Source organism: Wolbachia endosymbiont (group A) of Beris morrisii, assembly GCF_964028185.1.
GTDB lineage: Bacteria > Pseudomonadota > Alphaproteobacteria > Rickettsiales > Anaplasmataceae > Wolbachia.
Window position 1 is genome coordinate 606,409 of sequence record NZ_OZ034760.1, and the last position, 25,933, is coordinate 632,341.

A 25,933-nucleotide genomic window follows, 5' to 3' on the forward strand; every position below is an offset into this window, starting at 1 on the left:
CTTTAGAAATTGTGCTTTCATAAAAGCAACTATATACTTTATTAATTCATTACAGTTAAAGATGAGTAAAAAAGAAGTGATAATATACACGGATGGGGCGTGTTCTGGTAATCCTGGAGCGGGAGGATGGGCAGCTATCATATTATTTCAAGATTATAGAAAAGACATTTATGGTAGAGAAGAAAATACCACAAACAATAAAATGGAGTTAACAGCGGTGATCAATGGGCTGAAAGTATTGAAATTTTCTTGTAATATTAATCTATATACGGATAGTCTTTATGTTAAGCATGGCATAACAGAATGGATAAATAAGTGGAAAATGAATGGCTGGAAAACAAGTAATAAAAAATCAGTAAAAAATATGGAATTGTGGAAAGAGCTAGACAACGTTGCTTCACAACACGAAATTGATTGGAAGTGGGTTAAAGCACACAGTGGCGATAAGTATAATGAGGAGGCTGATAGTTTAGCAAGAAAAGCAATAATCAATGCTTAAAAAAATTACTATATCACTTTCCATAGTTCTATTGTTTGTATTCTGCTTATTTGTCTTTTTTAAGGGTGAGAGTCCTTTAGAAATCAATATTAATTATATTAATTTTTATGTTAAACATAAAATATCAAAAATATTTGTTGGCTCAAGCGTTAATATGGAGAATACCTCAGTTGTTTGGCAGAAAGATGCGTATTTAGTCATTACAGATTTAGCAATAGCAAATCCTAATTTTACTATAAAAGTTCCTGAGCTTTTTGTACATTTTAAGTTAAGTTCCTTATTTAAAGCTAGCACAAATCTCTCTCAGGTTTCAGCTGATAATGTGCATGTATATATCAAGAGAGAAGAAACTAATGTTAATCCGCAAAACTCATTAGACCTTTTGGATAATCATTATTTAAGTAATAACCGCCTTCCTTCGGTGTCATTCCAGCGCGTGACGCTGGAATCTAGAAAAAAAGAAACCTGGATCCCAGTGTCAAGCACTGGGATGACAGGAAAAAAAGATACTGGGATGACAGGGAAGAATTTCAAGATGACAGAAAGCAGTGCAAAAAATCTATTAAAAACAATAAGGGAATTTTTTTTTGACTTAAATGCGGATTCAAAAATTGAATTTACTAACATCGCTATTGATAAAAGCACAGAAGATGAATTTTTTATTGATAAATTATATATAGGGAAGGGGGAAGATTTTAATGTTTTAGATATTCATGTGAATACAAAAGATGGAAAGGGATTTTTGGATGATTTATCAATTACGATAAAAAATCGCAACAATTTGCTAAATGTGTACGGGACATTTTATGATCTAAAATTGGGACTATTGAGCGAGTTTTCTACATTAGTTAAAAGCTACAATTTGGACAAAAATATAGGATTCAAAGGAAGCTTCTCAGTGAAAATTAATAAAAAGGATGAAATTGTAGATGGAAATATATACGTATTGAATACAGAAAATTATTTGGACAAAAATTTGGCCTTAACTAATGTAAATATAAATTTAACATATAGTGATGGAATTATTAGTGTAAAAAACTTCCATTTTAAGTTAAATGGTATGTATCTTTCTTTAATAGGCAAAATGAACTTTAGTACAAGCCATGCTTTGCTTAGAATTAATATTAGTAAGTTTGCTGCAAAGGATTTATGTACTTATGTACCAGATAGTGTAGTAAATAGTAAATTTAAAAGCTGGTATTGTGATAATATTGATGGGGATGTTTTAAATACCATTGTAAGTTTCAATGGCAAAATTAAAAATTTGGTTGATGACGATCTGTCAGACATTGTAGTTGTTGCTGATATAGAAAACGGTAGCGTAAAATTTGATGAAGATTTTGAGCAAGCAAGGGAATTAAACGGTGACTTAACCTTCAAGAATAACAATCTCAAAATTACTGCAAATAGCGCTAAGTTTCAGAATTTCACTATTAATGGCGGTGATATTGAAATGAAATCTCTCAATAAGGAAAATTCAGTTCTAACCATTAATGGCCAAGCTGTAAGTGATGCTTATGGTTTATATGAGCCTATAAAATTTAAGCTGGATGATGTGGTGAAGGTTGAAAGGGATAAAGTAAGTGGAATGGCAAAATCTGTATTTAATTTTCGCATTTTTAATCTAAATGCTGATGACAAAAAAGTAGACTTCTCAGCAAATTTTCATTCTGAAATTGACAATTTGGCCGTCTATAATGCAAGTCTTGGTAAATATGACATTAAGCTTAGTTTTGGCAGTGACTTTATAGATTTAAATGGTAGTGGTATGGTGAATAACACACAGCTATTATTTGACCTGAAAAGTAGCAATAGGAATGAAAGTTTCGCCTGGAATTTGACCGGAGATTTACCCGCTCAAATACTTAATTTTGATGAAAATATAGGTGGCTATGTCAATACAAATATAGAATCGGTGATAAATCAAGATAAGACGGGGCATGTTAATGGTAATATGGATTTATCAGAGCTTGAATCACGTTCAAGTTATTTTGGGTGGAAAAATCGTTTTGAAGATCACAATAAAATTTTGTTTTCTACAAGGTTAAAAGGAGCAGGTGAATTGTTAATAGACAAATTAGATGTTGTAGGAAATGACCTAGATATAAAATTCAGCGGAAGAGTAGAAAATGGAAATTTATATTTAAATTCTAGTAGCTTTAAATTGCCTGATAATGATTTTAGTATAGAAATTGAATCAGGTAAGGAAAAAAATGCCATAACTATTTATGGTAAGGAAATTAACTTAAGTGATATTTTAGGCTTGCTTGGCAAAAACAGTAATGGATTAAACAAAGATATAGAGATTAGTATGAATGTTGACAATGTAATTATGAAAGAAGGCATCGTTATCAAAAATGCTAAGCTGAATGTAACCTGTACTAAAGGTAATTGCAATGGAAGTCAATTTACAGGACAGTTTCTAGAAGATAGCAGCAACATACTAGCGGAATACAGTGGAATAGGGCTCGAAATATATGCGGATAATGCAGGTATACTTTCGCGTTCCTTAGGCATTAGTAAATCAATTAAAAACGGCAAATTGTCTTTTTATCTCTCTCCTCAGAGAGAAAGTGGAGAACATTATGGTACGTTATCCATTAGCAATTTCTACATCAAAGATGCTCCACTACTTACTACTTTATTGTCGATGTCTTCATTGCCTGGTATCGTAAATGCCATAAAGAACGAAGGTGTATACTTTTATAAATGTAATGCACCTTTCTCATACAAAGACGGCTCTGTCGAAATTGAAGAATCTTGGCTTGAAGGAGCGGAATTAGGCATTAGCACTGGTGGTAAGCTCGATATTAAAGATTATAAATTCCAGGTTGAAGGGCAGGTAATACCGGCATATTCAATTAATAAATCTTTGTTAAAAATTCCTATAATTGGGAAACTTCTTACTGGCGGGAAAAGTAGGGGAATCGTTTCAATAGACTATAAAGCAAGTGGTGATGACAAAAACAATAACGTATCTGTTGATCTTATCTCTTCGCTAACTCCAAACCTATTAAAGAGGTTATTGGGAGTGTTTGACCGCATTATGACAAAAACTAACAAAAGTGGCTTAAAAGGTGGCGTGAAAAAGAAATTTGGTTCGATATGACCAAAAGAGAAGTTGTTTAACAAAATTGTGGACAAAAATGCAAGAATTTCAGAATGATCTGCCTAATTTTTTATCTAGTTGTTTAAGTACCCTTTATCGCCTCCCCATATCTGCAAAGTCAACTAGAAGGGTAGGGGATAAAAGTTCGTTATTTTACTATATTAGGTCATCATGTTGGTGATAATCATGATTACATAGTGAGTAATTGCCTACGTAGTTTTCTTCAGCATCGTGATTAACATCAGGTTTAAGCAAAGAAAGATTGTCATCGGATTGTTCTTCTGATAAGTTAAGCGAAGAAAGGTTGTTATCAGATTGTTCTTCCTCTTTAGACCCAAATAACCATGAAAAGAGTGATGAGATAGAACCAATAATGAATTTAATTGTTGAAAAAATATTGGATAAGAAATTACTGGGTTGCTGAGTATCCTCTTCGGCTGATTCTGGTTCAGGTTCTTTTCCTACTGTGTCATCCACATCTTGTTCAGGCTTACTTCTGCTTATGAGTGTCTTATCTAACCATTTTGATATATTCTTGTCTGGATTACGAAAAAGCATTAGACTTATCTCCTTATTTTCATCAAAGTAAATCGATAAAGCTGTGTTCTCATTCCCCAATCCATCACATTCACTAACGAGCGATTCATGAGAGTTCTTAATGTCTTTGATAAGTTGAAATTTTTCATCTTCTGAAAAGTCCTTGCATCTTACGTTATAAGTGGTGCCTTTGTATTTAAAACTAAATATCCATCCACGGTCTTCATATTCATCTAGTCCAGAATTCTTGACACGTTGTATAATTTGAAATTTCTCTGCTTCTGAAAGATCCTTGAAGTATATACTACTAGTTGTATCTTTATATTTAAATTTAAACATCGATCCACGATCTTCATATTCATCTAGTCCAGAATTCTTGACACGTTGTATAATTTGAAATTTCTCTGCTTCTGAAAGGTCCTTGCGGTATATACTACCAGTTGTACCTTTGTATTTAAATTTAAACATCCATCCACGGTCTTCATATTCATCCAGTCCAGAATTCTTGACACGTTGTATAATTTGAAATTTTTCATCTTCTGAAAGGTCCTCGCGGTATATACTACCAGTTATACCTTTGTATTTAAATATAAACTCCGATCCACGGTTTTTATATTCATCTACACCCATCTGCTTGCAAATAGCTTTATAATTTTTTTCCTCCACTTCTCGTCCAACAACATTTGCTATGAGTTCAGTATCCAGATTATACAAAGCTTTGACTGTTGCCGATGGTGAAAAACACAATTGAAATATGTGGCCTAGCTCATGACCTAGAACAAAATCCATGGCACTTTGCTTATATGTCAGAATATTCTGACTATCTGTTACTCCTCGTATAATATATCCTGGACTACCATCTTCATCTATGCCGAGAAGATCATTATACTTTGTATAATCGCTTCTATTATTAAAAATGTAAACCGTTATATCGTAACTTGCATTACTATTTTTCAAGCAAAACTTTTCTTTAAATGCTTCATAGGCAGTTTTAATGTCTGTTTCTATTTGGTTTTGTTCCTGCTCAGATAAGTTGTCGTATTTTATAGTACAATTTATATACCCGTATTTAACGGTAAAGCTGTTAGACAAAACATCATGTATATTTGTGGAAAAATAATTGAACTGCTTTGACTCAGCTTCCTTATACAATTGATGCCCATATTTATCACTAGAATACTTTGGCAGTTTAGGTACTTTGGCAATTAAGTTTTTGTTACTATCAAAAAAAGAAATGTCTGTATTACCAATTTTGCAATTTTGTATAGATTGTCCACAAGTGCCATCATTTGCACAATCATGATGATTTGGGTTAGTCTTCTTATAAAACCATGCGTTAGTGTATTTTCCCATTTTGATACCTCACTACCAAACCTTACTATATTATTATCTTGGTAAAAATCATAATAATTCGTTAACTTGTATTTTAAATTTATATATCAAGTGTACTTTTCTCATAAAGTGCCAATTGTGAAGCTAATGAACTTTATTTGTTTAAAATTTTGCTGAAATAGCTCTTTTTATACTATATTTTATATAGCTAAACTGACTTAGATTTACCGACAATTTGAAAAACGACAAATTTGTCATTCCGCTACTTGTTAGCGCTGCGGCGGTATGACGTAGGAAAACCTTTCTTGGGTTAGCTATAGAGAGAAAAATAGCAAAGTTATACCAATTCTCATTATTAGTGAATCAAATAAGAGGGATTGCAGAGTTTTTTAATTATGGAGTGAGAAAGAGAGGCAATGGTATGGCTTTTTTTCCATTCTTGTCTATCCGTTTGTTGTGCAGTGGGAATTGGTATTAGCTGAACGGACACTATTGTTATACTATATCTTATATACAATTGTACAATATGGATGATGGCAGTAAATTTACTAGTGAAATTCAGTGACTTATAGTTAATAATTAAAGTTCTTAATTAGAAGTTTAACTTTAAATGGACTACTCAACCGTGACAGACTTAGCTAAATTTCTCGGACAATCCACGTCTAACCCTTTTTTTGCTGCAGTAAAGTAAGCAAGGAATTGCATAGCAACACTGTAGATGATTGGAGAGATAAAATTATCAGCGTCTGGAAGTTGCACCACATCTATGCAAACTTCCCTTAGGAATGGCGCTCCTTGCTTATCACTGAAGGCAATTACTTTGCCTTTTCTTGCAATAATCTCTTGTATATTAGATAGCGTTTTAAAGAATAAACTATCATAAGGGATAATTGCTATAACAAGCACAGTAGAGTCTATTAAAGCAATAGAACCGTGCTTCATTTCTCCCGCTGCAATACCAATTGTATTGATGTATGAAAGCTCTTTTATCTTCAATGCACCTTCCATTGCAACTCCGTATGAACTTCCTCTGCCAATTAAAATAACGTTATTGTGCTCTAATATACTACCTGATATATGTTGTATTTTCATCACATTTAAAACATGCTCAATATACTTGGGGATAGAGTTGATAGCACTACTTAGCTGCTTTATTCTCTCTCCACCCAGTATACCTTTTATTTTTCCAAGCTCCACGGCAAAGCATGCTAAAGTTGCAAGTTGCGCAGAGAAGGTTTTTGTTGAAGCAACACCAATTTCTGGCCCAGCAAGAGTATGTAACATAATATCTGAGATCTTTTCGATGCTGCTGCTAAATGTGTTAGTTATACTAATGATTGTTTGCTTCTGTGATTTCGCATAACGCAGCGCTTCTATGGTATCTGCAGTTTCGCCAGATTGGGAGATGAATAACCCAATACTGCCTTCTTCCAGCTTGACGTTGCTATACCTAAATTCTGATGAGATTTCTAGATATACTCGAACTTGAGCAATACTTTCCAGCCAATACTTCGCTATTAGCCCAGCAAAATAAGATGATCCGCATCCAACTATAGTAATGTGATTCAGTTCAGAGAAGAGTTTTTTGTTGACCTCTTTATATTGCTTGTAAAATTGATTTATTGTTTTGTTTAATGCACGCGGTTGCTCAAAAATCTCTTTTAACATGAAGCTAGGGTAACCATTTTTGCTAATTAGAAAATCACTTGGACTACTATTTTCTATACTGCGTTTAACTTGTGTACCATTGTTGTATATACTAACTCCACTAGATTTTATCACTGCAATGTCATCATCTTCTAAATGCGATATTCTTTCCACAAATGCACTTAAAGCATTAGAGTCAGATGCAGCAAACACTGTGTTACAGTTATAGCCTATTGCTAAAGGCAAATTTCTCTTCGCAACAAATAAGGCGTCTGGATATTCTGCAAATAATAAGACCAAGGCAAATGAGCCATGTAAGTTGTTTAAACACTTAAATAGAGAATCAACTGGCGACAATCCTTCATCAAGATATAAGGTTAGCATATTTGGTATGATCTCTGTGTCAGTGTCAGTATGGAACGATATTCCCCTTTCTTCTAGACCCTTTTTTAGCAGATTGTAATTCTCAATTATGCCGTTATGAGCAACAACAACGTTATTTGTATGAATGGGATGAGCATTTTTAAGGTCTGGAGCTCCATGTGTAGCCCAGCGAGTATGTGCTATGCCAATTGTACTGCTAGACATCTTGCTGTCATCAACAACTTCACATAACCTTTCGACTTTACCTTCTGATTTTTTGACTTCTATCTTACCTTCGTTATTTATGATTGCTATACCTGAGGAATCATATCCCCTATATTCCAATTTTTGCAACCCAGTTAGTAAAGTTGGTATTACTGAATCACCGCTACTTACTACACCAAATATTCCGCACACAAATGGATCACCAAATGAACTTTCTTTTAAAGTTATGCAGCATTTTTGCCTTTATCATCTTTTCCCTTTTTACTTTCCTCTGGTGGTTGATTTTTATTCTTTTTATCACTCTTTTCGATTTTGCCTTTTTCAATTGGTTTAGCTGCTACTTTCTGAGCTTCTTTGTTTAAAACTTCAGATATAGCGGACTTTAGGACTTTTATCTCAACTTTTGGTGCTATTTCTATTATAAATTGTGCATTTGCTCCATCAACTTTGTTAACTTCACCTATTATCCCGCCAGAAGTAACGACTGTATCACCACGCTTTATTTGATCTATAATTTTTCTATGTTCTTTTAGTTTTTTTTGTTGTGGGCGAATTATAAGAAAATAAATTACTGCAGATATTAAAATCAATGGAATAAAACTAGTAAAAGATGCGCCGATACTTGATGCATTGTTAGTTGCATCTGCTGCAAAAACTTCAGAAATGAACATATTTAATCCTAATTGTTAATGATAAAAATAAACCTATTTAAGTATTAATTACAATACCATACCATGTCAAGTTTGGTGAAAGCGTTTCTAAATACCGGTTGCGGATTTTAGGTCATGCTAAAACTAATATGGCGGGAGTGATGAGACTTGAACTCACGACCTCATGCGTGACAGGCATGCGCTCTAACCAACTGAGCTACACCCCCCTAATTTCTTTTTAGCGTTTTCGAGCTTCGACTTTAAAGCTAATAAACATGTTGCCCTTTGTCAATATTTTTTGTTTGCACTTTGCTGTCTTTTCTATTACTATGTAAATAATTTAATTTCACACATGGCTTGTACAAGTAGTCCCATTAGGGTTATGCCATGGAAGATAAACTATTTGGAGGAATGATATATGACAAATTTGCCTGAAGTCACTGTACGTGATTTAGCCGAATCTGGTGTACATTTTGGTCACAAAATTAGTCGCTGGAACGCAAAAATGGCTCCATACATATATGGAGTGCATCAAGAAAATCGTATACATATAATTGACTTGCGAAAAACATTACCATTGCTACAGGTGGCCATGAAGGCTTTATATGACGTTGCATCTCAAGGTGGTCGCATTCTATTTGTTGGTACAAAGTTTCAAGCTTTTGATATTATTGCAAGTGAAGCGATTCGTTGTGGTCAATATTATGTGAATCATCGATGGCTCGGTGGTATGCTTACTAATTGGGGCACTGTTTCTTCTTCGATAAAAACCTTGATGCAATATGAGAAAATATTAAATGATGAAGATAGCATTTTAACAAAGAAAGAATTGGGGAACATTGAAAAGAAAAAGCAAAAGCTTGATAAGGTGTTAGGCGGTATTAGAGAAATGGGAGCAATTCCTGATATATTATTCATCATTGATACTAATAAAGAGCATATAGCGGTTAAGGAAGCTAAGAAGTTAGGAATTCCAATAGTTGCAATACTTGATACTAATTCTGATCCAGATGGTATTACTTATCTAATACCTGGAAATGATGACTCAAGAAAATCAATAGAGCTCTATTGTAAATTAGCTACCGACTCTATATTAGCTGGAATAGAGTCTAGTCTAGCAAGATCTGGAGTTAAGATTGATGATATAAGGGGTGATGAGTTTATTCAAGAAAAAGAAGATGGTATTGTGCAAACTAAAAGGAGACGTAGTAAAGTTTACAAAGAAGAAGAAAGGGAGGTAGTAACAAATGAAGATGAATCCAGATGATATAAGAGAATTACGTGATAGAACAGGGCTTGGCTTAAGTGACTGTAAAAAAGCATTAGAAGAATGTGATGGTGACATTAAGAAAGCCGTTAATAAGTTACGTACAATAGGGCTTGCTAAAGCTGACAAAAAATCTGATAGAGTAGCTTCAGATGGGCTCGTTGCTATGTGTTTGACTGAAAATTATGGTGCATTGGTTGAACTCAATTGCGAAACAGATTTTGTTGCAAGAAATGAGAAATTTATAGAGTTAGTTTCAAATTTAGCATCAATTGCTCATCAAGAACGCTGTACTAGCGTTGATGAGTTAAAAAATGCCAAGTATGAAAGCATTGGCACAGTGCAGGAAGCTATTATGAATGGTACATCAGTTCTTGGTGAGAAGCTAGAGTTAAGCAAGCTTTGTTACTTAGAAGCTAAGGATGGAGTTATTGCTGGCTACGTACATGGTGATGTGTGTGGCTTAGGTAAGATTGGTGCTTTAATTGCATTGCAATCATCTGGTGATAAGGCGAAGCTACAAGAGATTGGGAAACAAATAGCTATGCATGTAGTTGCTATGAAGCCTGAAGCTTTGTCTATAGATGATTTAGATCAAATGAAGTTGAAAAATGAACGTTCTATAATTGAAGAGCAAGTAAGGAGCTTAAATAAACCTGAAGAAGTAGCAAAAAAAATAGTAGATGGACGAATGGCTAAGTACTATGAAGAAGTTGTTTTGCTAGAACAAAAGTTCATAAAGGATGATAAAATGAAGGTTTCTGATTTTATAAAATCAAGCGAGTTGAGTGCTGTTAAACTCTCTAATTACAAGTTACTTGTTTTGGGTGGTGCAAACTAAATGGTAAAAAATGTTTCCCTCAACAAATGAAAAAAGCGAAATAAAATATTCCAGGGTGTTATTTAAAATCTCTGGTGAGGCTTTGATGGGATCAAAGCAATTTGGTCACGATATGGAGACTATAGGTGAGTTATCTAAAGGCATAGTTGAAGTTTGTAATCTTGGAGTTCAGGTATGTATTGTTGTTGGTGGTGGTAATGTCTTTCGTGGCACATCTGCGTCTTTAAGTGGTTGTGAAAGAGCAAGCAGTGATTATATTGGAATGCTTGCAACTATAATCAATGCTTTAATTTTACAAAACTTTTTAGAAAAAAATTTAGTAGCTTCTAGGGTATTATCTGCAATACCCATGGCCACTGTATGCGAACCTTACATCAGAAGGAAAGCTATTCGTCATTTAGAAAAAGGTAGAGTGGTAATTTTTGCAGCAGGCACAGGCAATCCATTTTTTACTACAGATACAGCTGCAGCTTTACGTGCTGTTGAAATGAATTGTGATGTTATTCTAAAGGGTACGCAAGTAAATGGTGTATACTCCGCTGATCCGAAAAAAAATGAGGATGCTGTAATATATGATAGGCTTTCTTACACGGATTTATTGACTCGTGATTTAAAAGTTATGGATGCATCAGCAATTTCACTTGCTCGTGAGAATTCTATTCCAATTATAGTTTTTTCTTTGAAGGGAGAAAAAATAGTCAATATTATTAAGGGTCAAGGTACTTATACTATAGTTTCAGATTGTAAACATTAGGTAATTTATGTTAAATGAAATAAAAGCTAAAACAAAAGAAAGAATGCTAAAAACTATTCAGTCCTTTCATGATGATATTAAAGGCGTACGCACTGGTAGAGCTAGCGCATCGTTGCTTGATGGTATAGTTGTAAATATCTATGGTGGACATCAAAAGTTAAATCAGGTTGCAGGCGTTTCGGTTATAGATAACAAAACCCTATCAATTAAAGTTTGGGATATTAATGTTGTAGGTGAAGTGAAAAATGCTATATTAAATGCCAACTTGAATTTAAATCCTGTTGTTGAGGGCAATACCATACGTATAGCTCTTCCGGACTTAACACAAGAAACCCGTGAAAAATTAGTGAAGCTATTACACCAATTTGCTGAAAATGCACGAATTGCAATTCGGAATATACGCAGGGATATAATAGAAGAATTAAAAAATATGGAAAAAAATAAAGAAATTTCGGAAGATGATTACCATAACCTTCACGATGAAGTACAAAAAATTACTAATGATAATATAAAAAAGATTGATGGTGAATTGTCCATCAAAGAAAAGGATATATTGCATCACTAAGGTAATATGAAAGAAGCCTTCAGTAGTGAAAAAGAAAAAATTACATGCAAGGGTGCCATGGAGGTAGTCGACACACAGCTGTATGAACGTTGCAATATTGCACAGTATTATACAGTAAATGATGTCATTCCAGTGCCCTCTTTTTTGTCATCCCAGTGCCTTTTTTCCCTGTCATCCCAGTGCGTGACACTGGGATCCAGCTTTTCATACAATCTCGTCAAAAACGTTTGTTTTAGCATAAGACAGCTATTTTTATGCTTATCAGCTCAGTGTGCTCACTTGCAATCAAATTTCTGGATTCCAGTGTTGGGACACTGGAATGACACCCTCCTGGTAGCACAATGTTCGTATAGCTGTGTGTCAGTTACTTTTATGACATCGGGTGAACTTTAAATGTTGAATCAAGAATCTTTACCGAAACATTTAGCAATTATTATGGATGGTAATGGTAGATGGGCAAACAATCAAGGAAGAGTAAAAATTGATGGTTATAAAAAGGGCAGTGAAGTTGCATACGATATTGCCAAGTATTGTACGGACCTAACCATACCCTACTTAACTTTGTATGCATTCTCTATGGAGAATTGGCTTAGACCCAAAAACGAAACTGACTGTCTATTTGATTTATTTTACTCCGTTTTAACTAATGAAGATAAAGTCAATTTCATTTGCAACTGTAACATTAAGTTGAATTTTATTGGCAATTTAAGTCTGTTACCCAGTAAAATATTGGATCAAATTAAAAAAGCAGAAGAAATGACACATAAGAACGATGGTTTATTACTCACTGTGGCAGTCAGTTACGGAGCAAAGCAAGAAATTACACAAGCTATAAGCAATATTATAAAAGAAAATATTGCTTATGTATCAGAAGAGGAATTTGAAAAATTTCTGTATACTAAAGATCTGCCAAAATTGGATTTATTAATTCGCACTGGCGGCGAAAAAAGGTTAAGCAACTTTTTATTATGGCAAGCAGCTTATGCTGAATTGTATTTTTGTGATACTTTATGGCCTGATTTTTCTTGTCAAGATTTGAGTAAAGCATTAGAAGATTATACAAAAAGAGAGAAAAAATATGGTAGATAATAATTTTATAATTAGAATGTTGTCCTCAATAGTAATATTATTCATATTTTCCTTTGCTACATATTTCAGTGATTTATCGTTTTACCTATTGATTTTTTCAATAGCAGTTTTATCTTCTTTTGAATGGTATAATCTAACCCAAGGAAACAAAATTTTATACATTTTTGCATTATTATTGATTGCACTACCAAGCGCCTCATTAATATATTTATATAATCTACCACAGGGAAAATACGCATTAGTATGGTTCGTCTTAACCATTTGGGGAATTGACATTACTGCCTACCTATTTGGTAAGAATTTTGGTGGAGCTAAAATTTGCCCAATTCTTAGCCCTGGAAAAACTTGGACAGGACTTCTTGGTGCGATTTTAGCTGGAGTAGTGTGCACAATTTTTGGATCAATATTTTTTGGTCTATTTTCAATTTTTTATTCTCCAATCATTGGCCTTGCAATTGCTATTCTAGCGCAACTTGGCGATTTCACTGAGTCGCTTGTTAAAAGAGCTTACGGTGTTAAAGATAGTGGAAGTATGATACCTGGCCATGGGGGAGTGCTCGATCGTATGGATAGTTTCATTTTTACTGCCCCTCTTATTGCTATTTACATAGGCTAAGTCTGCAGAAGAAATAAAGTGCCATTAGAGGTCATCCCTAGTCAGCTCCCCAACCGCTTCTACAGTACAGTCATGGACAAACGTCTTTTCACAATAAGGGCAGGCTATTTCCTCTTCTTCTCCCATATCTAAATATATTAATGGATGGCCAGAACCCTCATCATTCTCATCACCATGACAACAAACTTTTCTTTTATTAACCCTCACTTTTGACATGCTACTCCTTTAGCTTATAACATTTTCTATATTAAATATACCCATTTATAAATAAAAAACAACACACGCTATTCTCCATTTTTTATCCTATTCAGGTTAATCAATTCGTTTTGAACGCCTTTTGATACAAATTTGCTAACATCTTCTCCTAATCTTGCTATTTCCTTTACAAAACTTGATGAGATAAATTGAGTATCTTCAGAAGCAGGAAGAAATATGGTTTCGATTTCAGGAAGAAGTTTATAATTTACCCAACTCATTTGAAACTCGTAATCAAAATCCGATACTGCTCTTAATCCTCTAATAATAACAGAAGCATTCTGCTCTTTGGCAAACTTCACTAGCAACCCATTAAAAGATATAACATCTGCATCAATTCCTAGTCCTTTAATTTCATTTTCAGCCATGCTTGTGCGTAGCTTTGTGTCAAAGGCAACATGCTTATTAACGTTTTCTGCAACTCCTATTATTAATTTATCGACTAGTTTACACGCCCTTTTGATTATGTCAAGATGCCCAAAAGTTATAGGGTCAAATGTGCCAGGGTAGATTCCTATTCTGTCATTAATGTTCATCCTTTATTTTTATATAAACTACTTTAAAAACTTTTGATAGACATAATAACATTTTTTATCTAAAAATAAAAGTATACAGTTGGCCTGATAGCTCAGTTGGTAGAGCAAAGGACTGAAAATCCTTGTGTCGCTGGTTCGATTCCTGCTCAGGCCACCTTCTCTTTCTTACCAAATTTACCTTTTTGTTGTAAAACGTTCTATAATATGTTATGATATTGATATAAGTGTTGAGAGGGTAAACTATATGTATAGATATTATAGCAGAATATTTAATATCTTATTAATTATAGTTCTATTATTAAGCAATATTACTTATGCTGGCGTTAGTGAAAAACCGGCATCTCAACATGTAACCAGAAAAGAAGAACCAGCGTCAACTGTCTTGACAGTAGAAAATACAGTAAATAATGACGTGGTTGTTGGTTTGTTGAAAACGGAAGAAGAGACATACCCACATGAGTTTGGGCTATCTCAAAATATTTACGAGATGTTTAATAACTTTGGGGTTAAGACTATACTGATTGATTATAATAAGATAACTAGCCTTAAAAAAATTCAGACAGAGTCACTTAATCTCGCAAAACAAGATGAAACATTGGCAAAGAAGCTGACATTAGACCGAATAAAAGTTGAAGTTGCAAAGTTTATTAAAGAGCACAAAATAAATAGAATATTTATTCCTGGGAACTATTATAATTTACACTCAGAACCTTTTCCCCCCACCCCTTATCGCCAGCTTGTTACTGAAGCAATTGTAAAAATAGTTGATGATAACCCTGCAATTCATTTACTTGGCATATGTGGTGGTTTGCAAGGCATAATGAATGCAAAGGGAATTGAAGTAGTGAGTGTGGCAGATCTTGTGAGCGATGAAGAGAAGCAAAGATCTCATTTAGAATCAGCACCTGATCCACATAAAGATTATGCACCTCTCCAGCAGATAAAGATCATTCCAAACAGTCGTTTAGCGGAATTAGTAGCTAAATTCTTAATACCTAATGAAAATGGCTGGTTTTCAACATATTTTCCAGATGCTCATTCAGGAGCAGTAAGTAATACACCAGAAAATAGAAGAAAATTGGAGTTACTTGGATATAAAGTTGCAGCATTTTCCAGTGATGGGGTAATAGAGGCTATTGAAGATAAGCATGGTAATGTTCACTTTCAAAGTCATCCAGAAGCCCTTGTTGTGAAGTCAGATAAAAACCTCTATTTATCAAATCACAAGGAACGTCAAGTGTCTACACTAGTTGCTATAGCGATTATAAATGATTTTCTTTATCGTGCTTAATGCTAAAATAGTGGTTTATATGTATCCGTTCAGCAGAGTGGCAAAATAAGGTAGACGAGAAAAGACAACTATAGGAACAAATGGGTGTCATGCCAGTGCGTGACACTGGCATCCAGTCTTTTCGCGCAGTTCCATCAAAAACGTTGTAAAGGCTTTCGTGTTTACCAACTTAGTGCCCAATCTGGATCCCAGTGTCAAGCACTGGGATGACAAGAAAGGGAGCACTGGAATTTTTGCTTCAATATTTGCACATTAGCCACTTCCCTGAACAGATACATTCGTCATCCCGCTACGTGTTAGCGGCTAAGAGATACCGCGGCGGTATGACGGTTCGTGGCGGTATGACTTGCATTAGCTATAAAATAGTGGTTTATATAAATCCCATAGCATGCCGAATGAAGCTTTTTTTGAGAAAATTTGAATTTTCAACTGCAATCAAGCCAAGATTTCTTAGTGCTTTAGCGCAGAATATTCTGTTGGAGAACATCCTATTTAATCCATCAGTTGCAAGCGCCATTGTAAAATTATCAAAGTATCTATTACGTGAAATTTTCTTTAATAAATAACTACTGCCAACATCAATACCAGCCGCTTTTGCGGCAACTACGTGCTTTATAACACTTTCTACATCTCTAATTCCAAGATTAAGCCCTTGACCTGCAACAGGATGAATTGAATGTGCTGCATCGCCGATAAGCAAAATTCTATCCTTATATAACTTTTTTGCGAAAGCAAAACTTAAAGGATAAAGTTTTCTTTCACCCTCTAATTTTATCTCTCCTAAATAAGAACCAAATCTTTTTTTAAGCTCTATAATAAATTCTTCTTCAGACAGATCCATTAGCATTTTTGAAATTTCAGATTTTTCTGTCCAAACTATCGAAGAAGTATAGCCACCCTTCATCGGTAGAATTGCAAATGGACCGCCAGGAAAAAAACGCTCCACAGCTAAGTTTTGGTGATGCAGTTCATGCTTTACATTAAATACTATGCTACTTTGTTTATAATCAAATTTCACTGTCGGTATAGAAAATAACTCTGGTAGTTTAGAGTTTTTGCCTTCAGCGCAGATAAGTAGCGATGATATTAATTCCTGGTTATTATCAAGAATAACTTCCACATATCCTGAATCACAAGCAATTGTTTTATAGGAATGTGGGGAGTATATATTTAGTTTATTCAGAAAATTATTGTTGATTGCATTCCATATAGTAGAATTGTTGATAACATAACCCATTGGCTCTTCGCTAACCATTTTATGATTGTAATGCACAGTAACCGCATCTAATATGCATATATCAAGTATTGGCTCAGCTTCACTCTCCACAAACTGCCAAATCCCTAACTTTTCCAATATTTTTTTCGAACCTTGAGAAATAGCAAATGCTCGGTTGTCATCTACTACACGTGGTAGACTATTTTTTTCAATCACAGCTACAGACACAGAGTCACAACTGAGGCCAATGGCAGTAATAAGACCAAGCAACCCACCACCTGAAATGATTACATCGTAATTCATTTTATTTATCTAAAATTATATTCTATCTATTTTAAAAATAGTTTAAACAAACTTTATATATAAATTAAATTTTTTAGATCCCAGTGTCAGCTACTTGGATGACATCTAAAGACACTCCACCTTGTCATTCCAGCACGTAACGAACAACTGTACGAACATTTTGCGAAGGCAGTGTGTTAAATGCTATGGCCGGTTTTGCCTCAAACACAAAGGTGTCATCCCAGTGCTTGACACTGGGATCCATTCTTCTTTTTTTCTGGATTCCAGCGTCACGCGCTGGAATGACAAAAGCTGCTAATTTTTCATGTAAGTAATGGTTATGCAAGCAGTCTATTTTGTAACTAACAAAAGAGGACTTTGATTCGCATGTTTCTCACGCTTATTCTATTGTTTAACTATACTTTGAGCAATGTCTTCATAAATCTCTGCTAAATCTTCACTTAACATTAAAGGATTTCCGCAATCAGAAGCATGACATATTTGTGGATCTAGAGGAATCCTGCCTAGGAGTTTGATGCCCAGCTCCTCAGACATTTTTTTTGCGCCGTCTTTTCCAAATATGTATATTTCTGAGTCATTTTGAATGAAATAACTCATATTTTCCACAATTCCAATAACCGGTACGCTGAGCTTTTTAAGCATATCATAAATTTTGCGAGCATCGATTAAAGAGAGCTCCTGTGGAGTTGAAACTATTATCGCCCCGGTTAAGTTAAAATTTTCCATAAGACTTAAATGCACATCGCCAGTTCCAGGTGGTGTATCAACTATCAAATACTCTATATCGGACCATTTTGTTCCCATGAGCAGATTATAAAGTGCTTTTGTGATCATAGGTCCGCGCCATATTGCTGCACGATCCTTGTCAACAAAATAGCCGATTGAAATAGTATGCAGTCCATACTTTTCTATAGGTATTGCTTTTCCACCCTGTATTTCTGGCTTTAATTTTTCAGTGCCAAGCATTTGAGGAATTGAAGGACCATATATATCTGCATCAACCAGCGCAACTTTATGTTTCAACTTTGCTAATGAGAGAGCAAGATTTAGCGCAACTGTGGACTTGCCCACACCGCCTTTACCAGAGGCCACAACGATTATATTTTTCACTCCTTCGATATGTAATTTAGCTTTTTGTTGCCCAGTTTGTTTTTGACCAGTAGCAACCACGATCACTTTTGTCACCCCCGGTATAGCTTTAACAGCTTGCTCACAATTTCTTCTTAATTCTTCGTTTGCTTGCGTGTTACCGGCAACTTCAAGCACAAAACCAATGTCCCCGCCTTTAATAATGATTGAGGATATTATGCCAAGAGCGATCACATCTTTACCGCTTTTTTGCTCTATGACTTTTTTTAAGCTCTCTTTTACAATTTCTTCGTTGATCATTAGACCTCTTACATAGCAGATCCCAGTGCGGAACATTTGTTTCGAAAACAGTATGTTAAATGTTATAGCAGGTTTTGCCTAGAACACAAGCCAAGTAGCGTGACACTTAAACAGGGTCGGAGGTAAAATCCCTGACCCTGAAAACGCTGGTGTTAGTTTTTCTCATCCACTGCAAATATTGCACGGTACTATCCACTTGGTCGTCGTGGCGCGTTTCTGGGAACATTAAAATCTCATACTCAAAATCGCTGAGCCATACTGCTTGGTGCGGCAGAAAAACCTTACCAGACTCTATAATCGGAACAATTTGATAAAATCGAGTGAGTTTGTCATCATGTGGTACTATTTCGATAATTGGTAAATCACTGTTTGTTTTTAGCTCTTGCACCAATTGCTGACCACTTGTTTTTGCTTCGATTAAAATTGCGTGTGGTGTCCATCTTGCTGCTAAGGACAAAACTTGCTCTTTAAGCTTTGGATACTCAAGCTTTGCGCGATATACATCAAGTAAATAGAATTTGTTGTCTGTTTTTGCCCAGGTAGTGCAGACGCTAAAGTTGCTAGTGTACTGATAATCATTATACTCACACCCCGGCACCACCGTTTGAAAGCATAACTCAATGAATTTGAGAAAGTTGATTTTGTTCATGATATAATGTTGAAAGATGTCATCCCAGTGCCCTCTTCTTGTCATCCCAGTGCTTGACACTGGGATCCAGAAGACTTAATTTCAACCAAGTGGCTGCATAATAAAGGCTGGATTCCAGTGCCAAGCACTGGAATGACAGCAATCTACGTCATACCGCCGCGGTATCTCTAGATCCCGCTAACAAGCAGCGGGATGACGGTTGTCAGCTTCCCCTGTCATCCCAGTAGCTCCTTCGGTGTCATTCCAGTGCTTGACACTGGGATCCAGAAGACTTAATTTCAACCAAGTGGCTGCATAATAAAGGCTGGATTCCAGTGCCAAGCACTGGAATGACAGCAATCTACGTCATACCGCCGCGGTATCTCTAGATCCCGCTAACAAGCAGCGGGATGACGGTTGTCAGCTTCCCCTGTCATCCCAGTAGCTCCTTCGGTGTCATTCCAGTGCTTGACACTGGAATCCAGAAGACTTAATTTCAACCAAGTGGCTGCATAATAAAGGCTGGATTCCAGTGCCAAGCACTGGAATGACAGCAATCTACGTCATACCGCCGCGGTATCTCTAGATCCTGCTAACAAGCAGCGGGATGACGATTGTCAGGGTGTCATCCCAGTGCCCAGACACTGGGATGACAAAAAAAGGAGCACTGGGATGACACCATTTGTTGTGTTTAACAAAGTTCGTACTTAGCTTCATGTTAGCTACAAACGTTAAGAAATTTACCAAATAAAAAAAAAGGCAAAAGAAGCCCCGTGGTTATTATCCGCTTTAAAATATTGGCGTTTTTTATGTTTTAAACGCTTGACAAGCGAAATTCAGCTGCTTTTAATTGCAACTAACTTACGCTGCAAATGTTTAAGAAATTTACCAAGCAGAAAAAAAGACAAAGAATCCCCGAGTTAGCTAGTCTTTTACTATCTCTGTCGAGTATTGGCATTTTTTGATGTCTTGTAACGCTTTATAAGCGCGTTCAGCTTATTTAGATAAAAATCTAGATGTAGATGAAGTTTTGTAAAGACATACAGTATCTATATACTGCAAAAAATTGAACATAAGACGCCGATACATTAAGTAATCCTTACCTTTTAATCTGCAGATTGGCGAAAGCAAATACAATAGCTTCAGTTTCATGATAAGAGGGCTGGCAAAGGGTGTCAAGCAAGTTTTTTCGTTTCTGCGGGCTACTTGGCTACAATGTTTGTACAATTGTGCATCATGCGCTGGAATCTGCTACCTGCAAAAAGAAACCTCTACTCCTTATTCTTCGCCCTTCCTGCACGCTTACGTTCATTTGGATCAAGGAATTTCTTGCGTAAACGTATAGATTTTGGAGTTACTTCCACCAATTCATCATCGTCTATATACGCTATCATATCCTCCAGTGTCATCATCTTTGGAGGAGTGAGTTTTATGGCTTCATCACTACCTGAAGCTCTTACGTTTGTTAATTGCTTACCTTTTAGCACGTTTATCTCCAAATCATTGTCACGGCTATGCTGGCCGACAACCATGCCACAATATACCTTATCCTGTGGCTTAATAAACATAATTCCCCTGTCTTGCAAATTGAAAATTGCATACGCCACAGCCTCACCCTTATCTGTAGAAATTAAAACTCCATTGCGCCTTCCAGAAATTGGACCTTTATGTGGAGCATAACTGTGAAATAAACGGTTAATTATGCCTGTGCCCCGAGAATCAGTTAAAAACTCTCCTTGATAACCAATTAATCCTCTTGATGGCACTAAAAACGTTAATCTTGTCCTGCCATTACCAGAAGGTCTCATGTCAGTCACTTCACCTTTTCGGAAGCTGAGTTTTTCCATGATGATTCCACTATATTCATCATCTACATCAATTACTACTTCCTCTATAGGTTCAAGTTTTTTACCGCCTTCTTCTTTAAATAACACGCGAGGGCGTGATACCGAAAGCTCAAAACCCTCCCTTCTCATATTTTCAATTAACACTCCAAGCTGCAACTCACCGCGTCCACCTACTTCAAACGCTTCACCGCTTGGTGCCAAAGTCACAGTAATTGCAACATTTGTTTCTGCCTCCGCATATAAGCGATCCTTTATAGCAGTTGAAGTAAGCTTTGTACCTTCTTGTCCAGCAAAAGGCGAATCATTAACGCTCAGAGTAATCGCCATTGTTGGCGGATCAACTGGAGTTGAGCTTACTGCAGTTGTCATTTCTGGCACAGAAATGGTATCTGAAACCGAAGCTTTTTCAAGCCCTGCAATTGCAATTATGTCTCCCGCTACAGCCTGCTCTACTGGAATGCGTTTCAAGCCAGAAAATGAGAGCAATTTAGTTAATCTTCCTCGTTCAATTACTTTGCCATCGAGGTCAAGCACCTTAAGATCTGAATTGACTTTTGCAACACCCTGATAAACCTTTCCTGTCAATATTCTGCCAAGAAACTTATCAGACTCAAGTAGAGTGACCAACATAGCAAAAGGTGCATTTTGATCATAAACAGAAGGTTTTATATAATCTATAACCGTTGAAAATAATGGGCTTAAATCTTTTCTTTCATCAGAAAGCTCCTTAGCACACCAGCCATTTCTACCTGAAGCATACAACACTGGAAAATCTAGCTGCTCGTTGGTTGCATCAAGGTTAAAAAATAACTCATATATTTCATTTAATACTTCGTCAATTCTGCTGTCTGGTCGGTCGACCTTATTGATTATCACAATTGGCTTCAAATTTGCTTTTAGTGCTTTTGACAACACAAACTTAGTTTGTGGCATGGGACCTTCTGCAGCATCAACCAGCAGCAACACACCATCTGCCATGCACAATACCCTTTCTACTTCTCCACCAAAGTCCGCGTGCCCTGGCGTATCAATAATATTGATCTTTTCATCGCCCCACATTATTGATGTACATTTTGCAAGTATTGTAATTCCGCGTTCACGCTCTTGGTCACCACTATCCATCACTCGTTCTTGAACTTCTTGATTCTCGCGGAACGTGCCACTTTGTTTTAACATGTTATCAAGTAAAGTAGTTTTACCGTGGTCAACGTGTGCGATTATTGCTATATTTCGGATCGATTTAAATTCGTTCATTTTCTATCATTTCAAAATTAATTTAGTAATAAGTATACATAAAATACACTTAGAGTAAATAACTAAAGCTGTGTATAAATGCTGTGTTTCCAAGATATTATAGGATTACTTTGTTAAATATTCTCTACTCCCAGGTTTTGTTATGGGTAGTTGTTTTAATTCACTTGGAAGTTCTTCCTCGCTGTAGTTTTTGATGTTCAGTTCAATCAAAGATATGACAGGAAAAGGCAGTTTCGTTTCACTATTTCTCTTTATCAAAGAAGCTTCAGCAACAACTTTACCTCCTTTCCCTTCTGCACATTCCACTGCTTCAAGTGAAGATTTGCCTGTGGTTATTACATCCTCGATAAGTAATATTTTCTCACCCTTTTTGATCTTAAATCCACGGCGTAATTCAAACTTGCCGTTAACGCGCTCGCAAAACATTGTCTTTATTCCAAGCTGCCTGCCAATCTCATAACCCACAATTATTCCACCAATTGCAGGAGATAATATTAAATCTATGGAGCTATTTAATTCTTTTTTTATTTTATCTGCTAATAATGCGCAAACTTTCATGGCTCTGCTTGGATTTTCAAAAATCTTCGCACACTGTATGTATGTGTCACTATGCAGTCCGGATGATAAAACAAAATGCCCATGCAAAATTGCTTCTGCTTTTTTAAATTCTTTTATTATTAGATTATTTTCGTCTAATATCATTTTTTAAGTTTCACTATTACATTCTTTATTAATTATCTGAGTGATACAAATATCAGACCACACGTTTATTGCAGTTTCAAACATATCGATGATTGTATAAATAGGCAAAATCAGTCCCATAATATGCAGAGGAACATTCATCGACATGAGATAACTGGTTGCCATAAAATAGCACCCCATCGGCACTCCAGCATTGCCAATTGCAGCCCCTGTAGCTAAAAAAATCCATATAAACATTTCGCTCAAGGAAAATACGTATCCGTTCATTTCTGCAACAAACATTACAGTGATTAGTATAAATGCAGCACATGCATTCATATTAATTGTTGTGCATATTGGTAAAATAAAAGACGACAATTTCTTTGGCACCTTTAGCTTATTTTGCACACAATCTATGGTTGTGGGCAGCGTTGCACTGGATGACTTAGAGAAAAATGCGAGCGTCAACGCTGGCATAACCCCCCTTAGCGTTTGAATTGGTGATATGCCTTTATACCACATAAGTAGCGGTAAAATCAGAAATGCCTGCACAAAATTTGCAGACATTATGCAAACAAAATACCATAAAAGACTGTAGAACTCGCTACCACCTTTTAATTCGTGCAAAAAACATGTAATAAAAGACCACACAGCAAGCGGAATAAATCTCAATAACCCTTGAGCAATTTTAAGTAACGTATCGAAAAGTGCAGAGAATATTTGATGTAATATGTCCTGCTTTTCTTTTGAAAGTGAAACAATAGCTCCACCCATCAAAAAAGCGATTAATATGCTACCAATCATATTATTTTCAAGAAAAACTTGCACAAAATTCGAAGGAATGAGTGATTTTAAATATGAAAAATAACTGTGGTTATTGCTGTTAATACTCCCTATCGTATTACTTATGAAATTTTTTCTTGCTGGATCTATTAGCAGGTAAAACGATAATGCAACAAACGCAGCTATAATAGTTGTAAGCAGCGTATAAAATAGTGTTTTCTTAACTAAGGTTTTAATTTCAATTGAGTCTTTGAGTCCTGAAATTGTGGAAACTATTGATAGAAAAACTAAAGGTAAACTTATTAATTTCAACAAACTAACAAATATGTCACTAAACAGCTTTGCTATTTCAAATATAATCTCACTGTTTAAATAGTAAGCAACTATTGCAAGCAGTATAGAAAAGAGTATTGCAAACTTGTGCATTGAAAATAAAACTTCAAAGTAACATTATACAACAATTTTGCTGTTTTGGAATCAGGTTGATATAAAAAATCTTGCAATTTAGGCAAAATGTTAATACTTAACTTGCAACTGAATATGGGGGTAAGTGCACGAAGAAATGTTATCTAAATTTGGTGATGGCTACTGTGGAGCAATTTTGTTTTTTTTGAGCTTCTGGGCTGCTAGCGCTGGAATCAGAGTTGGTCTTAGTGCATCTACAAATGCTATTTCGCCTGATGCAATGGTGTCAGGAGCTTTAATGCTAGGGGGGTATAGTACCAGTTATAAGCTTCTCTACAACGAATTATGTAATAATGCCTATAGCTGCGAAAGTAAATCACTGCATCATAGAACCGATAGTTGAAAAAGTAAGAGGATGCATTTATTCGAAGACAGTGGAATTGACTGAGATTTCTTAATTTAAATTTAGGTGCACTTAGCCCATTCTGGTGATAACAAATTGGGATGGATAAGATATGATAACTAACTTTTCTGTGAGTATATAGTTTTGCCAGACACAACAGTGCGTACTACGTGTCCTTTTACTTTGCGACCATCGAAAGGAGAATTCTTTGATTTACTAGCAAAGTTGTCAGTTTTAATTTCCCATTCATGATTGAGGTCAACTAAAATTAAGTCTGCAGCAAGGTTTTTTTGTATACGACCACGTGGTATGTGTATTATATCTGCAGGCTTATATGTCAATTTTGCAAGCACATCAAGTAGACCCATTTGCCCACTGTGATAGAGTTCAAGTGAAAGGGGTAGCATTGTTTCAAGGCCAACAATACCAAATGCAGCATTTTCAAGTGGCAGATCTTTAGAACTACGATCATGCGGAGCGTGATCGGTTGCAATGCAATCAATCACACCTGTCTTTAAACCTTCAACCATAGCTAAACGATCTTCTTCAGTGCGAAGTGGCGGGTTCATTTTTGCAATTGCCCCATGTTGTTTTACTATATCTTCAGTCAAAGTGAAGTGATGAGGGGTTACTTCGCACGTAACATTTAATCCCAAATCTTTTGCACGTTTAATAGCATCAAGTGAATCTTTTGAAGAGACATGTAAAATATGGTAGTGCACATTCTCCATATCTTTCATGAGCAGTATATCGCGACTTACCATGACCGATTCTGACGCACTTAAGATCCCCTTTACTCCCAATTCTTCAGAAATTTTACCTTCGTTGATTGCACCACCTGCTGATAAATTTAAATCTTCTGCATGTTGAGCAATAGGAACACCCAGCATGCTTGAATAAAGCAGCGCCTGTCTCATAATCATTGGGTTCATAACTGGCATGCCATCATCGGTGAACCCAACCGCACCTGCTTCCTTTAAAAGTGCCATTTCAGTCAACTTTTCTTCCGAAGTGGTGATTTTAGCGTAAAATTCAACGTTTACATGTGAAGTTTCAAGTGCTCTATATTTCAAATATTTAGCCAAAACAACGCTATCAATTGCTGGAGCAGTGTTCGGCTGACAAACTACAGTTGTAACTCCCCCCGCAACTGCAGATTTGCTGCCTGTATATATAGTCTCTTTATGCTCCTGACCTGGTTCACGAAAATGTACGTGAATGTCAATAAGGCCTGGCATTAGAACAAGCCCTTTACAGTCTATTGTTTCGTCAACTCCACTTGTTGAAAATAATGATTCGCCAAAATCAACAATTTTATCCCCTTCAGTCAATAGCGAACCTTTTATATCAAGTTTAGTTTCCGGGTCGATAATACGAGCATTAGTATACGCAATTTTATAGCCTTCCTTTTGCCCTGTTTGTAACAAATTCCAAGTCTGTGTCATTAT

The 25,933-nt window shown here is 35.7% G+C and carries 27 protein-coding genes, 2 tRNA genes and 1 pseudogene; 12 read left to right on the plus strand and 18 right to left on the minus strand.

All coding sequences use genetic code 11. The features are described 5' to 3' along the window. The first annotated feature begins 61 nt into the window (after positions 1-61). Both rnhA and ABWU69_RS03115 read left to right on the plus strand, forming a co-directional pair. Positions 62-499, plus strand: a complete 438-nt coding sequence (rnhA, locus tag ABWU69_RS03110; protein WP_265035485.1) for a ribonuclease HI — start codon at positions 62-64, stop codon at positions 497-499. Next, the gene (locus ABWU69_RS03115) at positions 492-3,608 is read left to right on the plus strand and encodes a DUF3971 domain-containing protein (RefSeq protein ID WP_265035486.1); all 3,117 of its coding nucleotides are present in this window, start codon (positions 492-494) and stop codon (positions 3,606-3,608) included. The genes rnhA and ABWU69_RS03115 overlap by 8 nt, the downstream gene beginning before the upstream one ends. A gap of 156 nt (positions 3,609-3,764) precedes the next feature. On the opposite strand, the gene ABWU69_RS03120 is transcribed toward ABWU69_RS03115, so the two are convergent. The 4 genes from ABWU69_RS03120 to ABWU69_RS03135 all read right to left on the minus strand — a co-directional run bounded on the left by ABWU69_RS03120 (position 3,765) and on the right by ABWU69_RS03135 (position 8,589). Then, positions 3,765-5,498: a hypothetical protein gene (locus ABWU69_RS03120; protein WP_353285374.1), complete on the minus strand. Its 1,734-nt coding sequence runs from the start codon at positions 5,496-5,498 to the stop codon at positions 3,765-3,767. Positions 5,499-6,092: 594 nt separating this feature from the next. Further along, positions 6,093-7,904 (minus strand): glutamine--fructose-6-phosphate transaminase (isomerizing), encoded by a 1,812-nt coding sequence (gene glmS, locus ABWU69_RS03125; protein ID WP_353285375.1) that lies wholly within the window; start codon positions 7,902-7,904, stop codon positions 6,093-6,095. 32 nt (positions 7,905-7,936) lie between these two features. Next, positions 7,937-8,383, minus strand: a complete 447-nt coding sequence (yajC, locus tag ABWU69_RS03130; protein WP_265025635.1) for a preprotein translocase subunit YajC — start codon at positions 8,381-8,383, stop codon at positions 7,937-7,939. A gap of 129 nt (positions 8,384-8,512) precedes the next feature. Next, positions 8,513-8,589 (minus strand) — tRNA-Asp (locus ABWU69_RS03135). A 191-nt stretch (positions 8,590-8,780) separates the two neighbouring features. Here ABWU69_RS03135 and rpsB point away from each other — a divergent pair. Genes rpsB through ABWU69_RS03170 form a run of 7 tightly spaced genes read left to right on the plus strand, consistent with a single transcriptional unit; the run spans position 8,781 to position 13,494 of the window. After that, positions 8,781-9,629 (plus strand): 30S ribosomal protein S2, encoded by an 849-nt coding sequence (rpsB, locus tag ABWU69_RS03140; protein ID WP_265035489.1) that lies wholly within the window; start codon positions 8,781-8,783, stop codon positions 9,627-9,629. Continuing rightward, positions 9,610-10,470: a translation elongation factor Ts gene (gene tsf, locus ABWU69_RS03145; RefSeq protein WP_265035490.1), complete on the plus strand. Its 861-nt coding sequence runs from the start codon at positions 9,610-9,612 to the stop codon at positions 10,468-10,470. The genes rpsB and tsf overlap by 20 nt, the downstream gene beginning before the upstream one ends. A gap of 10 nt (positions 10,471-10,480) precedes the next feature. After that, the gene (gene pyrH / locus ABWU69_RS03150) at positions 10,481-11,224 is read left to right on the plus strand and encodes a UMP kinase (RefSeq protein WP_353285376.1); all 744 of its coding nucleotides are present in this window, start codon (positions 10,481-10,483) and stop codon (positions 11,222-11,224) included. Between the two features lie 7 nt (positions 11,225-11,231). After that, on the plus strand, positions 11,232-11,789 hold the full coding sequence (gene frr / locus ABWU69_RS03155; protein ID WP_265025631.1) for a ribosome recycling factor: 558 nt from the start codon (positions 11,232-11,234) through the stop codon (positions 11,787-11,789). Positions 11,790-11,846: 57 nt separating this feature from the next. Further along, positions 11,847-12,182 carry a hypothetical protein gene (locus ABWU69_RS03160; RefSeq protein ID WP_353285377.1) on the plus strand — a complete coding sequence of 112 codons (336 nt, stop codon included), beginning with the start codon at positions 11,847-11,849 and terminating at the stop codon, positions 12,180-12,182. Then, complete coding sequence (gene uppS, locus ABWU69_RS03165) at positions 12,183-12,878, plus strand: polyprenyl diphosphate synthase (RefSeq protein ID WP_006280511.1); 696 nt, start codon at positions 12,183-12,185, stop codon at positions 12,876-12,878. After that, positions 12,868-13,494 carry a phosphatidate cytidylyltransferase gene (locus ABWU69_RS03170; RefSeq protein WP_265025628.1) on the plus strand — a complete coding sequence of 209 codons (627 nt, stop codon included), beginning with the start codon at positions 12,868-12,870 and terminating at the stop codon, positions 13,492-13,494. Before uppS ends, ABWU69_RS03170 begins: the two co-directional genes overlap by 11 nt. A gap of 24 nt (positions 13,495-13,518) precedes the next feature. Here the strand turns inward: ABWU69_RS03170 and ABWU69_RS03175 are convergent, their stop codons facing one another. Beyond that, entirely contained in the window at positions 13,519-13,710 is a 192-nt protein-coding gene (locus tag ABWU69_RS03175) for a zinc-finger domain-containing protein (protein WP_065094665.1), read from the minus strand. Between the two features lie 68 nt (positions 13,711-13,778). After that, positions 13,779-14,285: a pantetheine-phosphate adenylyltransferase gene (gene coaD, locus ABWU69_RS03180; protein WP_353285378.1), complete on the minus strand. Its 507-nt coding sequence runs from the start codon at positions 14,283-14,285 to the stop codon at positions 13,779-13,781. Positions 14,286-14,366: 81 nt separating this feature from the next. On the opposite strand from coaD, the gene ABWU69_RS03185 reads away from it, so the two are divergent. Both ABWU69_RS03185 and ABWU69_RS03190 read left to right on the plus strand, forming a co-directional pair. Next, a tRNA-Phe gene (locus ABWU69_RS03185) sits at positions 14,367-14,439 on the plus strand. Between the two features lie 90 nt (positions 14,440-14,529). Continuing rightward, on the plus strand, positions 14,530-15,576 hold the full coding sequence (locus ABWU69_RS03190) for a gamma-glutamyl-gamma-aminobutyrate hydrolase family protein (RefSeq protein WP_353285379.1): 1,047 nt from the start codon (positions 14,530-14,532) through the stop codon (positions 15,574-15,576). A gap of 87 nt (positions 15,577-15,663) precedes the next feature. On the opposite strand, the gene ABWU69_RS03195 is transcribed toward ABWU69_RS03190, so the two are convergent. The 11 genes and pseudogenes from ABWU69_RS03195 to ABWU69_RS03260 form a co-directional block, all read right to left on the minus strand. Next, on the minus strand, positions 15,664-15,801 hold the full coding sequence (locus tag ABWU69_RS03195; RefSeq protein WP_265035494.1) for a hypothetical protein: 138 nt from the start codon (positions 15,799-15,801) through the stop codon (positions 15,664-15,666). Positions 15,802-15,946: 145 nt separating this feature from the next. After that, positions 15,947-17,095, minus strand: coding sequence for a 2-octaprenyl-6-methoxyphenyl hydroxylase (gene ubiH / locus ABWU69_RS03200; protein WP_353285380.1), 1,149 nt, complete (start codon positions 17,093-17,095; stop codon positions 15,947-15,949). A gap of 124 nt (positions 17,096-17,219) precedes the next feature. Next, positions 17,220-17,420 carry a hypothetical protein gene (locus ABWU69_RS03205; protein ID WP_353285381.1) on the minus strand — a complete coding sequence of 67 codons (201 nt, stop codon included), beginning with the start codon at positions 17,418-17,420 and terminating at the stop codon, positions 17,220-17,222. 59 nt (positions 17,421-17,479) lie between these two features. Further along, positions 17,480-18,484, minus strand: a complete 1,005-nt coding sequence (locus ABWU69_RS03210; RefSeq protein WP_265035500.1) for an Mrp/NBP35 family ATP-binding protein — start codon at positions 18,482-18,484, stop codon at positions 17,480-17,482. 106 nt (positions 18,485-18,590) lie between these two features. Further along, positions 18,591-19,049: pseudogene (gene terL / locus ABWU69_RS03215) on the minus strand (phage terminase large subunit); the annotation flags it as partial. 261 nt (positions 19,050-19,310) lie between these two features. Further along, positions 19,311-19,454: a hypothetical protein gene (locus ABWU69_RS03225; RefSeq protein ID WP_353285382.1), complete on the minus strand. Its 144-nt coding sequence runs from the start codon at positions 19,452-19,454 to the stop codon at positions 19,311-19,313. A 53-nt stretch (positions 19,455-19,507) separates the two neighbouring features. Beyond that, complete coding sequence (locus tag ABWU69_RS03235) at positions 19,508-19,651, minus strand: hypothetical protein (protein ID WP_353285383.1); 144 nt, start codon at positions 19,649-19,651, stop codon at positions 19,508-19,510. 43 nt (positions 19,652-19,694) lie between these two features. Further along, positions 19,695-19,829, minus strand: a complete 135-nt coding sequence (locus tag ABWU69_RS03245; protein ID WP_353285384.1) for a hypothetical protein — start codon at positions 19,827-19,829, stop codon at positions 19,695-19,697. 554 nt (positions 19,830-20,383) lie between these two features. Continuing rightward, positions 20,384-22,213 carry a translational GTPase TypA gene (typA, locus tag ABWU69_RS03250; protein ID WP_265035504.1) on the minus strand — a complete coding sequence of 610 codons (1,830 nt, stop codon included), beginning with the start codon at positions 22,211-22,213 and terminating at the stop codon, positions 20,384-20,386. Between the two features lie 105 nt (positions 22,214-22,318). Next, positions 22,319-22,915 (minus strand): orotate phosphoribosyltransferase, encoded by a 597-nt coding sequence (gene pyrE, locus ABWU69_RS03255; RefSeq protein ID WP_265025619.1) that lies wholly within the window; start codon positions 22,913-22,915, stop codon positions 22,319-22,321. A gap of 3 nt (positions 22,916-22,918) precedes the next feature. Next, positions 22,919-24,103: a dicarboxylate/amino acid:cation symporter gene (locus ABWU69_RS03260; RefSeq protein ID WP_353285385.1), complete on the minus strand. Its 1,185-nt coding sequence runs from the start codon at positions 24,101-24,103 to the stop codon at positions 22,919-22,921. 124 nt (positions 24,104-24,227) lie between these two features. Here ABWU69_RS03260 and ABWU69_RS03265 point away from each other — a divergent pair, with 124 nt between their 5' ends. Continuing rightward, positions 24,228-24,485: a hypothetical protein gene (locus ABWU69_RS03265; protein WP_265025617.1), complete on the plus strand. Its 258-nt coding sequence runs from the start codon at positions 24,228-24,230 to the stop codon at positions 24,483-24,485. 119 nt (positions 24,486-24,604) lie between these two features. Here ABWU69_RS03265 and ABWU69_RS03270 read toward each other — a convergent pair whose 3' ends face one another. Then, positions 24,605-25,930, minus strand: a complete 1,326-nt coding sequence (locus tag ABWU69_RS03270; RefSeq protein WP_265035508.1) for a dihydroorotase — start codon at positions 25,928-25,930, stop codon at positions 24,605-24,607. Between the last annotated feature and the right edge of the window lie 3 nt (positions 25,931-25,933).

Bases quoted from the DNA above. Each gene is read 5' to 3' on its own strand.
- rnhA (WP_265035485.1), top strand. From the start codon at position 62: ATGAGTAAAAAAGAAGTGATAATATACACGGATGGGGCGTGTTCTGGT.
- ABWU69_RS03115 (WP_265035486.1), top strand. From the start codon at position 492: ATGCTTAAAAAAATTACTATATCACTTTCCATAGTTCTATTGTTTGTA.
- ABWU69_RS03120 (WP_353285374.1), bottom strand. From the start codon at position 5,498: ATGGGAAAATACACTAACGCATGGTTTTATAAGAAGACTAACCCAAAT.
- yajC (WP_265025635.1), bottom strand. From the start codon at position 8,383: ATGTTCATTTCTGAAGTTTTTGCAGCAGATGCAACTAACAATGCATCA.
- rpsB (WP_265035489.1), top strand. From the start codon at position 8,781: ATGACAAATTTGCCTGAAGTCACTGTACGTGATTTAGCCGAATCTGGT.
- tsf (WP_265035490.1), top strand. From the start codon at position 9,610: ATGAAGATGAATCCAGATGATATAAGAGAATTACGTGATAGAACAGGG.
- pyrH (WP_353285376.1), top strand. From the start codon at position 10,481: ATGTTTCCCTCAACAAATGAAAAAAGCGAAATAAAATATTCCAGGGTG.
- frr (WP_265025631.1), top strand. From the start codon at position 11,232: ATGTTAAATGAAATAAAAGCTAAAACAAAAGAAAGAATGCTAAAAACT.
- ABWU69_RS03160 (WP_353285377.1), top strand. From the start codon at position 11,847: ATGGAGGTAGTCGACACACAGCTGTATGAACGTTGCAATATTGCACAG.
- uppS (WP_006280511.1), top strand. From the start codon at position 12,183: ATGTTGAATCAAGAATCTTTACCGAAACATTTAGCAATTATTATGGAT.
- ABWU69_RS03170 (WP_265025628.1), top strand. From the start codon at position 12,868: ATGGTAGATAATAATTTTATAATTAGAATGTTGTCCTCAATAGTAATA.
- ABWU69_RS03175 (WP_065094665.1), bottom strand. From the start codon at position 13,710: ATGTCAAAAGTGAGGGTTAATAAAAGAAAAGTTTGTTGTCATGGTGAT.
- coaD (WP_353285378.1), bottom strand. From the start codon at position 14,285: ATGAACATTAATGACAGAATAGGAATCTACCCTGGCACATTTGACCCT.
- ABWU69_RS03190 (WP_353285379.1), top strand. From the start codon at position 14,530: ATGTATAGATATTATAGCAGAATATTTAATATCTTATTAATTATAGTT.
- ubiH (WP_353285380.1), bottom strand. From the start codon at position 17,095: ATGAATTACGATGTAATCATTTCAGGTGGTGGGTTGCTTGGTCTTATT.
- ABWU69_RS03210 (WP_265035500.1), bottom strand. From the start codon at position 18,484: ATGATCAACGAAGAAATTGTAAAAGAGAGCTTAAAAAAAGTCATAGAG.
- ABWU69_RS03245 (WP_353285384.1), bottom strand. From the start codon at position 19,829: ATGAAGCTAAGTACGAACTTTGTTAAACACAACAAATGGTGTCATCCC.
- typA (WP_265035504.1), bottom strand. From the start codon at position 22,213: ATGAACGAATTTAAATCGATCCGAAATATAGCAATAATCGCACACGTT.
- pyrE (WP_265025619.1), bottom strand. From the start codon at position 22,915: ATGATATTAGACGAAAATAATCTAATAATAAAAGAATTTAAAAAAGCA.
- ABWU69_RS03260 (WP_353285385.1), bottom strand. From the start codon at position 24,103: ATGCACAAGTTTGCAATACTCTTTTCTATACTGCTTGCAATAGTTGCT.
- ABWU69_RS03270 (WP_265035508.1), bottom strand. From the start codon at position 25,930: ATGACACAGACTTGGAATTTGTTACAAACAGGGCAAAAGGAAGGCTAT.